This window comes from Brevundimonas diminuta, from assembly GCF_022654015.1.
GTDB lineage: Bacteria > Pseudomonadota > Alphaproteobacteria > Caulobacterales > Caulobacteraceae > Brevundimonas > Brevundimonas diminuta_C.
The window spans coordinates 837,161-848,563 of record NZ_CP073063.1 but is presented as its reverse complement, the minus strand read 5'-3'; the positions used below and the strand labels follow the sequence as shown (position 1 = coordinate 848,563).

Annotated in this window: 10 protein-coding genes; 2 read left to right on the top strand and 8 right to left on the bottom strand. The window is 66.9% G+C overall.

Annotation, left to right across the window (positions count from 1 at the left end; genetic code table 11):
- Positions 1-20: 20 nt before the first annotated feature.
- The 8 genes from KAK88_RS04095 to KAK88_RS04060 form a co-directional block, all read right to left on the bottom strand.
- A complete protein-coding gene (locus KAK88_RS04095) occupies positions 21-1,442 on the bottom strand; it encodes a sensor histidine kinase (protein WP_242077978.1) in 1,422 nt (473 codons plus the stop codon).
- 376 nt (positions 1,443-1,818) lie between these two features.
- The gene (locus KAK88_RS04090) at positions 1,819-2,490 is read right to left on the bottom strand and encodes a response regulator transcription factor (RefSeq protein WP_017504381.1); all 672 of its coding nucleotides are present in this window, start codon (positions 2,488-2,490) and stop codon (positions 1,819-1,821) included.
- Between the two features lie 84 nt (positions 2,491-2,574).
- Positions 2,575-4,113, bottom strand: a complete 1,539-nt coding sequence (locus tag KAK88_RS04085; protein WP_242077977.1) for a Do family serine endopeptidase — start codon at positions 4,111-4,113, stop codon at positions 2,575-2,577.
- Positions 4,114-4,221: 108 nt separating this feature from the next.
- A complete protein-coding gene (locus tag KAK88_RS04080; protein WP_242077976.1) occupies positions 4,222-4,728 on the bottom strand; it encodes a cytochrome c-type biogenesis protein in 507 nt (168 codons plus the stop codon).
- A complete protein-coding gene (locus tag KAK88_RS04075; RefSeq protein ID WP_242077975.1) occupies positions 4,725-6,713 on the bottom strand; it encodes a heme lyase CcmF/NrfE family subunit in 1,989 nt (662 codons plus the stop codon). Before KAK88_RS04075 ends, KAK88_RS04080 begins: the two co-directional genes overlap by 4 nt.
- On the bottom strand, positions 6,710-7,216 hold the full coding sequence (gene ccmE / locus KAK88_RS04070; RefSeq protein WP_242077974.1) for a cytochrome c maturation protein CcmE: 507 nt from the start codon (positions 7,214-7,216) through the stop codon (positions 6,710-6,712). Before ccmE ends, KAK88_RS04075 begins: the two co-directional genes overlap by 4 nt.
- A gap of 70 nt (positions 7,217-7,286) precedes the next feature.
- Positions 7,287-8,105, bottom strand: coding sequence for a c-type cytochrome biogenesis protein CcmI (gene ccmI, locus KAK88_RS04065; RefSeq protein WP_242077973.1), 819 nt, complete (start codon positions 8,103-8,105; stop codon positions 7,287-7,289).
- 44 nt (positions 8,106-8,149) lie between these two features.
- Positions 8,150-9,505 (bottom strand): hypothetical protein, encoded by a 1,356-nt coding sequence (locus KAK88_RS04060; protein WP_242077972.1) that lies wholly within the window; start codon positions 9,503-9,505, stop codon positions 8,150-8,152.
- A gap of 164 nt (positions 9,506-9,669) precedes the next feature.
- Here KAK88_RS04060 and KAK88_RS04055 point away from each other — a divergent pair, with 164 nt between their 5' ends.
- A complete protein-coding gene (locus tag KAK88_RS04055; protein WP_242077971.1) occupies positions 9,670-10,602 on the top strand; it encodes an ABC transporter ATP-binding protein in 933 nt (310 codons plus the stop codon).
- Positions 10,599-11,366, top strand: coding sequence for an ABC transporter permease (locus KAK88_RS04050; protein WP_055752804.1), 768 nt, complete (start codon positions 10,599-10,601; stop codon positions 11,364-11,366). The genes KAK88_RS04055 and KAK88_RS04050 overlap by 4 nt, the downstream gene beginning before the upstream one ends.
- The last annotated feature ends 37 nt before the right edge of the window (positions 11,367-11,403 follow it).

The following is an 11,403-nucleotide window of genomic DNA, read 5'->3' as shown; positions in this document are numbered from 1 at the left end:
GATGAGCGGAGATATTGAGATCAGCCTGTTGCGGAAGCCGGCGGCAGCACTAACGCCACCCGCAACCCCGGTCCGAAGTCGCCGTAGGCGCCGGGGCCTTCGTCCAGCACGACCCGTCCGCCGTGGGCCTCCGCCACCGCCGTCACCAGTGAAAGCCCCAGGCCCGAGCCGGGTTCGGTGCGGCTGTTGTCTAGGCGCACGAACCGCTGGACCACCCGCTCGCGGTCCTCCTCGGGCACGCCTGGTCCGGTGTCGGTGACGGAATATTCGATCTCGCCCGACGAGCGGCGGCGCGCGCGCAGCTTCACCGCCCCGCCGGCGGGGGTGTATTTGATGGCGTTGTCGATCAGGTTGGCCAAGGCCTGGGCCAGGAAGGGCTGGTTGCCTTCGATCATCAGCCCCTTTTCGACCTCGGACGAGAAGTCGATGTCCTTGTCCTCGGCCGCCGGTTCGTAAAGCTCGGCCATGTCGGCGGCCAGGTCCGAGGCGTCCATGACCTTGGGATCAGGCGCCCCGCCCGCCTGAAGCCTCGCGATGGCCAGGACGGTGTTGAAGGTCTTCAGCAGATGGTCGGCCTCGTCCAGGGCGATGCCCAAGGCGTCGACCCCGTCGATCTTGCCGGCTTCGGCATCGATCAGGGCCACCTCCAGCTTGGCCCGCATCCGGGTCAGGGGTGAGCGAAGGTCGTGGGCGATCGCGTCGCCAGCGTGGCGGATCGAGGACATGGACGCCTCCAGCCGATCCAGCATGGTGTTCAGCCCCTGACCCAGCTCGTCCAGTTCGTCACCGGTGTGACGCACGGGCGCACGGACCTTGAGGTCGCCGTCCTGCACCGACTGAACGACCCGGCTCAGCCCGGCCATGGCGTTTTCGACCCGCCGGCTGATGTAGAGACCGCCCGCCAGGCCCAGCAACATGACCAGAGCCATGGCGCCCCACAGGGCCTGGGTCAGGCGAGAGAGGTATTCGTCAATAGTCCCAATATCTTCCCCAACTAGCAAAAACTCACCGCTGCTTAGTCGGGTCAACACGCCTAATGATCGACGATTTTCAACATGACCGTCTTTATCCGTGGTCGTTAATAAGAATGTATCCCATTGCAAAGAACCACGTCTGGAAACTTCATTTGGCTCAAACGGCATAACAGACAAATTTCCAGTGACGATCTCACCTCTCTGATTTGTAAGAAGGTAAAGATAAGGACCACCTCTTATGCTGCGTTCAATCATCCCAGCATTCAACGCATCAATACCACGCGTCTTATAGATGGAAAAAATTGCATCAAATTCGATTTTGACGTCTTCAGTTGCGCGCGATTTCGCTTCTGATGCAGAAGCCAAATACACATAAGCGAGAATGGCGCTTGAAGCCAAAATAAACAATGCTAGAAAAAGCAAAGTAAGACGAAATGGCGTTCGCCGCAGTATAGAGGGAATTTTCATCCCTACTGTTTTCTAAATTTTTCGAATGATAAGTGAATGGAACATAAATTACTGGTAAAATAAGCAGTGAACAGCAAGCCCTCCCCTTTCTTATTCCATTCAGATAAAAAAGGGGAGTTGTCGCTTACCCTTCGCGTATAAGCTCGCGCGCTACAACCTCTTTGTGCGTTTCGCAAACTCTCACGTTTATCAGTGGGATAGTCCAACAGCTCGTCACAGTGACCGTCACGTATTGACCCGAAGGCCCTGCCTGCGCGCCAGTAGCGGCGAGGACAATAAGTCCTGCCAGCGCTAATTTGCAATATTTCCTCACAAAACCCTCCCGTTGCAATCAATGCACGTGAAGATACTTCGTCTGCGGGAAAAAACAACATACTCACGCCTCCAACCGATACCCTGCCCCGCGCACGGTCTGCAGCATGGCGCGGTCGAAGCCCTTGTCGATCTTGGAGCGCAGGCGGCTGATGTGGACGTCGATGACGTTGGTCTGGGGGTCGAAATGGTATTCCCAGACCTTTTCCAGAAGCATGGTGCGCGTCACCGACTGGCCGGCGTGGCGCATCAGGAACTCCAGCAGCTGGAACTCGCGCGGCTGGAGATCGATCTCGGTCGTGCCGCGATGTACGGTGCGGCCGATCAGGTTCATTTCCAGGTCTCCGACCTTGAGCACGGTCTGGACGCCGCCGGTCTCGCGCCGGCGGGCCAGGGCCTCGACGCGCGCGATCAGTTCGGCGAAGGCGTAGGGCTTGACCAGATAGTCGTCGGCGCCAGCCTTCAGGCCCGTGACCCGGTCCTCGACCTCGCCCAGGGCCGACAGGAACAGGACCGGCGTCTGATCGCCGCCCTTGCGCACCGTCTCGACCATGCCGACGCCATCCAGGCGCGGCATCATGCGGTCCACCACATAGACGTCGTAGCCGCCCTTTTGCGACTCCAGCAGACCAAAGGCGCCGTCCACGGCATGGGTGACCTCATGTCCGGCTTCGGACAGGCCCCGCACCATGGCGGTCGCCGCCTCGGCGTCATCCTCGACCACCAGAATCCGCATCGAAACCCCTCCCGGAATCAAAATCGCCGCCGATGGTAGCGCATCGGCGGCGATTGACGAGTTAAGGCTTGGTCAGAATGCCGATCATTCGCCGGCAGCGAACTTCAACGGCACCGGGCTGGTGCCCTGAGGCGTGCGCACGAACAGCAGGATGCTGGGGCGACCCGCCTGTTTGGCCGCCGCCACAGCCGCGCGCAGATCGGCGGCGGACGTGATGTTGCGATCATTGGCGCGAGTGATGACGAAGCCCGGCTGGAAGCCGAGGCGCGCCGCAGCCGAACCCTGTTCGACGTTGGTGATCACGACGCCGTTGACGCTGGCCGGCAGGCTGAACCGCGAACGCGCGGCCGGCGTGATCGCGGTGACGGCGAGTCCTTCGATCGTATCGCCCTGTCCAGGCTGGCTCTGTCCCGGATTGGCGCTTCCGCCCTCTTCCGAAGCGGCAAGCTCCTCTTCCGAAGGACGGGTTCCCGAGCGCACGTTCAGGGTCTGGCGACGACCGTCGCGGATCACTTCCAGGCGAATGGTGTCGCCCGGCTTGGCCGCGCCGACCCGACGGGTGGCTTCCTGGCTGTTCGCCACCGCCTGGCCGTTCACGCCGACCAGAAGGTCGCCGATCTGGACGCCGGCGCGCGAGGCGGGGCCGTCCTCAGTCACGCTTTCGATCAGAGCGCCCTTGAAGTCCTTGGGCTGGCCCAGAGCTTCCCAACCGTCGGGGCTGAGGGTGCGCAGACCCAGGCCCACATAGCCGCGCTCGATCGACTGACCGCGCATCAGGCGTTCGGTGATCGTCTTGGCGGTGTCCGCCGGAATGGCGAAGCCGATGCCGACCGAGCCGCCGGTGGGCGAATAGATGGCCGAGTTCACGCCGATGACGCGGCCGTGGATGTCGAAGGTCGGGCCGCCCGAGTTGCCCCGGTTGATGGCGGCGTCGATCTGGATGTAGTCGTTGTAGCCCGACGGATCGATGTCGCGGGCCTTGGCCGAAACGATGCCCGCCGTGGCGGTGCCGCCCAGGCCGAAGGGGTTGCCGATGGCGATGACCCAGTCGCCCACGCGCGGCTCGGCCGTTTCTTCGAAGCTCACGTATTTGAAGTCGTTGCCCTCGACCTTGATCACCGCCAGGTCGGTGCCGGGATCGCGGCCGATCAGGCGGGCCGGCAGTTCGCGGCCGTCCGACATCTTGACCTTGATCTCGGTCGCGTCGGCGACGACGTGATTGTTGGTGACGATGAAGCCGTCCTGCGAGATGAAGAAGCCCGAGCCGGCGCCCTGGGTCGTCTGCGGTTCATCATTGCCCTGACCGCCGCGGCCTTGCGGCGGCACGAACTGGAACGGCAGGCCGGGAATCTGGAAGGCGCCGCCCTGGGGCTGGTCCACCTTGACCGTCACGTCGATCTGAACGACGGCGGGCGAGACCTGGTCGAAGATGGTCGCGAAGCTGCTGGGCGCGCCCGGCGGGGGCGTGAAGGCGTCGCCGTTGGCCGGGACCGGGGTGATCCGGTTCACCGCCTGCGGTTCCGCGTGCGCGCCGGGCCAGGTGATGACGCCGCCGGCGGTCGCCGCCGCCGCCAGGGTCAGGCCGGCCGCGGCCCCGAGAATGAACTCCTTGCGCTTCAGCATCGTGGTCCTTGCGATCCTCTTGTCCAGCGCCAGACGGGCGCCGGTTTCGCGATTGATATAGGCCGAACCGGCTTTGCGCCAATCCCGACCGCTGATCGTTGATCTCGACTAGCGCCCGTCGTGAGGCGAGGTTGCGTCAGGATCGCGGCGAAGCTTCTCATTTCGTAGAACTTCGTCCAGTCGGCGTTCTTCTTCGGGCGTCAGGGGAACGGCCTCGATCGGACGACGGCGTGCGCGCAAGGCCAGAACGGCGACGGCCAGCAGCAACAGAGCGAACGGGCCGAACCACAGCAGCCAGGTCCCCGCCCGAACCGGCGGGGTGAACAGCACATAGTCGCCGAAGCGCCGCACCAGATCGTCACGCACGGCCTGATCCGAGGCCCCGGCCGCGATCTCCTCGCGGATCAGGCGGCGCATGTCGCCGGCAACGCCCGCCGGGCTGTCGGCGATGGCCTCGTGCTGGCAGACGACGCAGCGAACATCCTTGAACAGGGCCTGGGCGCGGGCCTCCTGGGTCGCATCGGCCAAGGGGCGGTCGGGTGCGGCGGGCGGTTCGGCCGCCGTCAGCATCAGCGCCAGGACTGGCGCGGCCAACAGGATCGCCAGGCGCCTCATGCGGTCTTGCGTCGGCGCGCGCCGATCCCGAGCCTGAGACGACGATCCAGCAGCGACAGCACCCCGCCCAAAGCCATGATCATCGGCCCCAGGAAGATCAGTCGCGCCCAGGGGTTCCAATAGAGACGCACGACCCAGGCCGGCTGTTCGGGACGGCCCGCGCGTTCGCCGATCACGACATAGACGTCGTCCAGGCCCCGGAAATCGAGGCCGACCTCGGTGGTGGTCTGGCCGCCGGCGGGGAAGAAGCGGCGCTCGGCCGTGACGGTGCTGGCGCGGCCCTGATCGTTCGTGGCGCGCACGGTCAGTCGGCCCTGCTCGGCCAGATAGTTCGGCCCCTCAACGACGCGCACGTCGTCAAGCGTGACGATCCACGGGCCGGCGGACACGCTCTGACCCAGCGAGACGGCGCGGGCGGCCTCGGCCTTGAAACCCGTCTCGACCACCGCCCCCAGGATGAAGACGCCCAGCCCCAGATGCGCCAGGGTCATGCCCCAGGCGCCCAGCGGCAGCCCTTTCAGCCGGCGCAGCGTCTCGGCTATCGAGGCGCGGAACAGGCGCGTGCGCTCCGCGACCTCGGACAGCGATCCCAGGATCAACCACAGACCCAGGCCGACGCCGGCGGCGGCGAACGCCTTTTTCGGCTCCCATAGGGCATAGGCAGCCAGCGCGCCGATGATCGCCAGACCCGCCGCGACCGCCAGGCGCTGCATCGCGCCGGGCAGGTCGCCCCGCTTCCAGGCCAGCAGCGGGCCGGCCGGCAGGATCAGGAAGGCGACCATCATCAGGGGGGTGAAGGTGGCGGCGAAATAGGGCGGGCCGACCGAGATGGTCGCGCCGGACGCCGCTTCCAGGATCAGCGGATAGAGGGTGCCCAACAGCACGGTCGCGGCCGCCGCCGTCAGGAACAGATTGTTCAGCACCAGCGCCCCCTCGCGGCTGACCGGCGCAAACAGGCCGCCGCCCTTCAGCTGGGGCGCGCGCCAGGCGAACAGGGCGAAGGCGGCGCCGGCCGTCACGCCGAGAATGGCCAGAAGCATCAGCCCACGCTGAGGATCGACGGCGAAGGCGTGGACGGATGTCAGCACGCCCGAGCGCACCAGAAAGGCACCCAGCATCGAAAAGGTGAAGGCCAGCAGGGCCAGAAACACGGTCCAGCCCGCCAGCGCCCCGCGCCGCTCGGTCACGACCGCGCTGTGCAACAGGGCCGCGCCCGCAAGCCAGGGCATGAAGGAGGCGTTTTCGACCGGGTCCCAGAACCACCAGCCGCCCCAGCCCAGCTCATAATAGGCCCAGAAGGAGCCCAGGGTGATGCCGACGGTCAGGAAGGCCCAGCTGGCCAGCGCCCAGGGTCGGACCCAGCGTCCCCAGGCGGGCCAGAAGGCGGTCTGCGCCCGTCCCTCGATCAGCGCCGCGACGGCCAGGGAGAAGCAGACCGAAAACCCGACATAGCCGGCGTAGAGCAGCGGCGGATGCACGGCCAAGGCCGGGTCCTGCAACAGCGGGTTCAGCGACGCGCCCTGGAACGGCGCGGGGTCCAGGCGGGTGAAGGGGCTGGAGGTGAAGACGGCGAAGGCCAGGAACAGCGACCCCAGCGCACCCTGCACCGCCACGGCTGAGGCCTTCAGCCCGAACGGCAGGCCGCGCGCCCGCGCAAGCGCCCCGCCGAAGACGGTCAGCACCAGACACCACAACAAGAGCGAGCCCTCGTGGCTGCCCCAGGCGCCGGCGACCTTGTAGAGCATCGGCTTGTCGGTGTGGCTGTTGGCCGCGACGTTTGAGACCGAAAAGTCCGACACCACAAAGGCGTAGATCAGGGCTGCGAAACTGAGCGCAACCGCCGCCGCCACCGCCAAGGCCGCGCCTTGGGCGGCCCCGGCCAGGACCGGGCTGCGACGCGCGCGCCCGGCCGCCGAAAGCCCCGTCTGCAGGATCGACAGCGCCAGCGCCAGCGCCAGGGCGAAGGCCCCAAGCTCGGCGATCATAAGCGCGTCGGTGCGCTATCGGCCTGCGGCCTGCTTGAGCGCGCTTCGGGACCGTCCGGCCGCCACTCGCCCTTTTCCTTCAGACGGTCGGCGACCTCGCGCGGCATATAGTTCTCGTCGTGCTTGGCCAGGACCTGGCTGGCGTGGAAGGTGCGGTCGGCGCCGAAGGCCCCTTGCGCCACGATCCCCTGCCCCTCACGGAACAGGTCGGGCAGGTCGCCGTGATAGACGACGCGGGTCGTGGCGGCGTTGTCAGTGACGACGAAGGCGACCACGCCGTCGCTGGTCTTTTGCACGCTGCCGGCCTCGACCAGACCGCCCAGGCGGATGTTGCGGCCCTCCGGCGCCTTGTCGGCGGTGGCCTCGGACGGCGAATAGAAGAAGGTCACGCTGTCCTGCATCGCCCATAACGACAGGCCGACCGCCAGCGCCAGGATCGGCGCCACGGCGGCGACGACCCACAGGCGGCGACGCGCCTTCGGCGATTTGGGCAGCCAGCTCATGCGATGGACATTCCGGATTCCAGGGACGGACGGGCGGCATATACCGCCGTCGTCGTGCAGGACCAACGCGTCATTGCGCGCCGCCCTTTGGCAGTCGGCGTTCCAAATCCAGACGGCGCGGATCGGCCGGGTCGAGCGCGGCGATCAGAGGCGTCCACAGGGTGCGGGCCGAGGCTTCGTCGCCACGCCGCAACGCCGCTTCGCCCAGGAAGAAGCGCGCGCCGAGCTGGTCGGGGTCCAGTTTCAAGGCCTCGCGGAACGCGGCCTCGGCATCGCCGCCGATCTGGTTGTCGTTGGCGACGACCAGGCTTTCGCCCAGCCGCGCCCAGGCCTGGGCGTCACGGGGGTCCAGGGCGATCAGACGGCGAAAGGCGGAGGCGGCGCCCAGCGGATCGCCGGCGGCGAACCGGGCCGCGCCCAGCATGGCCAGCGCCTGCCGATCCTTGGGCCGCTCCTGAACGACCCGCGCGGTCACCGCCGCCAGTTGCGCCGGCTCCAGCCGATCCAGATTGGCCGCCCAGTCGTCGACGCGCCGCTCATAGGCCTGATCCGGCAGGCCGGGCGAGCCGGTGAAAACATAGAGGCCCAGGGCGGCCGCGACGGTCACGCCGATTCCGCCCAGCACCCAGAACCGATCGCGGGCGCCGGCCACCGGGGTCGTGGTCGCAGAAACCGCAAGAAGCCGCCGCCCCGCCTCGGCGCGCGCGCCCGCATAGGCCGCCTCGTCCAGCAGGCCGCGCGCCTTCAGCCGATCCAGTTCCTCGATCTCGCGCGAGCCGGCCTGGGTTTCGGCGCCGGCCGCCGGGTCCGCGCCGCGTCGCGCGCCGGTCAGCACCAGCAGGGCGGCCAGGGCCGCCGCCAGTCCCGTCATTATCCAGAAGACGATCATCCTCGCCGTCTAACCCATCCGCGAACGTCGGGCGAGGCGTCGTTTCAGCCCAGCCGCGCCATTTCCGCCGAAGCCGCGCGCCGCCTGACCGCGCGCGCCGCCTCCAGCGCCTCGATCACGGTCAGGAACCGCGCCGCGACCCCGATCAGGCGCAGCACATGGTCGGGATTTTCAGCCTCGCCGTCCGACAAACTATTCAGCGCCTCGTCGGACCAGGTGGAGAGGTAGTCGGTCAGGTCGGCCTTCAATCCCGACCGATCGGCTTCGCAGCCGAAGGTGACGGCCGCGCCGCGCAGGGCCGCCACCGCCGCCAGCAGGGCCGCCGCCGCCTCGATCGGTTCGCCCTCGGCCGGCGCCTCCAGCCAGGGCGACATCCGTGTCATGCGGCCGGTGATGACCTGACGCTTCATCGGCAGGGCGGCGTGGACGGCGCTCGAGGCGGACTTCATCAGACCCGAAAGCTGGCCCGACACCTGGACCCGCGCCATCCGCGCCGCCTTGCCCCAGCTTGAGTCGGGCCGCACCTGCAGGCTGAGGTCCATCTCGGCCAGCACGCCGGCGCACCAGTTGACGTCGTCCACCGCGCCCAGCATCGCGGTCTCGCCCAGCGACGATCGGACCACGGCGGCGATCTTCTGCACCCGCGCCTGAACGGAGGTCAGCAGCCGCTCGACGAAGACACCCATCTCGGAATGGCTGAGGGTGATTTCACGGTCGGCGAGGCGGCTGGTCCGCGTCACGACCCGCAGCATTCGCTCGGCGTCCGCCACATGGGCGAACAGGATATCGATCATGCGCCGCCCGCCGTCCGGCGACATCGCCAGACAATCCTGGATCAGCAGCCTGAGCCCCGCCAGCTGGTTGTCGTCGGGGCGTTCCAGCCAGACGGGCAGGCGCGGCAGGGCGCTGCGGGCCAGAGGCGTCAGGTCGAAACAGCCGGCCAGTTCGACCGGGGTGGATGGGGGCTGGTCGTCGGCGGGGCGCTGAAACTCCGGCCAGACGTCGCGCGGCCGGTCGCGCAGCACGGCGGCCGCCTTGGCGCACAGCCGATCGGCGGCCAGGGTCCATTCGCCGTCCATGGCGACGGCGCCGTCCAGCAGCGGCAGGAAATCCTCCTCGCCCTGCACCGCCTCGCGCCAGACCCGTTTCAGGACCAGAGGCGGAAAGACCAGGGCCGGCACGCCGTCGGCGCGCGGCTGAAACAGGGGCAGCAGTGGGGCGAAGGCCGTGCCGCGACGGGCGCGATCGCGCGCCTCGGCGGCGACGATGTTTGACAGTTCGGCCGCCTTGTCGCCCTTCAGCGCCGCCACGGCCGCGCCCAGCATCCCCAGCGATGCGTCGGGGCAGGCCTCGACGATCGCCGTCAGAGCGGCGTGGTGGGCGGCGGACAGGGACGGCACGAAAGCTCCTGCCAAAACTCAACTCAAGCCGGCACCGTGCGACAATCGGGTTAACAACGACTTGGCGTCTCTTGAGCAGCGCCGCCACTTGAGTCAGGCGTCAGGCACGCCATATTGCCGCCACACCCGGCCCGCGCCGCCGCGCGCGCCGGAAAGGAAAGCCCATGCCCGTAATCGAGATCGACGGCCTGACCAAGACCTACAAGTCGGGGCATCAGGCGCTGAAGCGCATCGACCTGACGATCAACAAGGGCGAGATTTTCGCCCTGCTGGGTCCAAACGGCGCGGGCAAGACCACGCTGATCTCCATCGTTTGCGGCATCGTCACGCCCACGACCGGGACGGTGGTCACCGACGGCCATGACATCCAGTCCGATTTCCGCGCCGCCCGCACCAAGATCGGTCTGGTGCCGCAGGAGCTGACCACCGACGCCTTCGAGACCGTGCTGGCCACCGTCACCTTCAGTCGGGGCCTGTTCGGCAAGGCGCCGAACCCCGCCTTCATCGAGGGCGTGCTGAAGGACCTGTCGCTGTGGGACAAGCGCGACGCCAAGATCATGACCCTGTCGGGCGGGATGAAGCGGCGGGTGATGATCGCCAAGGCCCTGAGCCACGAGCCGGACATCCTGTTCCTGGACGAGCCGACCGCCGGGGTCGATGTCGAGTTGCGCCGCGACATGTGGGCCATGGTCAGAAAGCTGCGCGAGCGCGGCGTCACCATCATCCTGACGACCCACTACATCGAGGAGGCCGAGGAAATGGCCGACCGGGTGGGCGTGATCCTGAAGGGCGAACTGATCCTGGTCGAGGAAAAGTCGGCCCTGATGAAGAAGCTGGGCAAGAAGACCCTGACGCTGAACCTGATCGAACCGCTGGGCGCCCTGCCCGCCGAACTGTCCGACTGGGATCTGACGCTGAAGAACGAGGGCGGCGAACTGGAATACAGCTTCGACGCCAACGCCGACGACACGGGCGTGCCGTCGCTGATCCGCCGGCTTGAGGCGCTGAACATCGGCTTCAAGGACCTGAACACCCGCCAGAGCTCGCTGGAAGACATCTTCGTCAGCCTGGTCCACCAGAACGGAGCCGCGGCATGACCTTCAACGGATACGGCGTCTGGGCGATCTATCGGTTCGAGATGGCGCGCGCGCTGCGCACCCTGTGGCAGAGCGTGGTCACGCCCGTCATCACCACGGCCCTTTATTTCGTCGTCTTTGGCGGCGCGATCGGCAGCCGGATGCAACAGGTGGACGGCGTGCCCTACGGCGCCTTCATCGTGCCGGGACTGATCATGCTCAGCCTGTTCACACAGTCGATCTTCAACGCCTCGTTCGGCATCTACTTCCCCAAGTTCACGGGGACGATCTACGAGATCCTGTCGGCGCCGGTGTCGTCGCTTGAGATCGTGCTGGCCTATGTCGGCGCGGCGGCGACCAAGTCGGCGGTGCTGGGGCTGATCATTCTGGCGACGGCGGCCTTCTTCGTGCCGCTGCAGATCCTGCATCCGGTCTGGATGATGGCCTTCCTGATCTTGATTTCGGTGACCTTCAGCCTGTTCGGCTTCATCATCGGCGTCTGGGCCAATGGGTTCGAGCAGCTTCAGATGATCCCGATGCTGGTCGTGACGCCCCTGACCTTCCTGGGCGGCGCCTTCTATTCGATCGACATGCTGCCGGACGGCTGGCGCACGGTGACCCTGTTCAACCCTGTGGTCTATCTGATCTCGGGCTTCCGCTGGGCCTTCTACGGTCAGGGCGATGTGGCCATCGGCGTCAGCGTCGCCGCCACCCTGGCCTTCTTCGCCGTCTGCCTCGGCATCGTCATGTGGATGTTCAAGACCGGCTACCGGCTCAAGAACTGATCCGTCACGAAACGGGCCAGATCGCCAGCGATTGAGA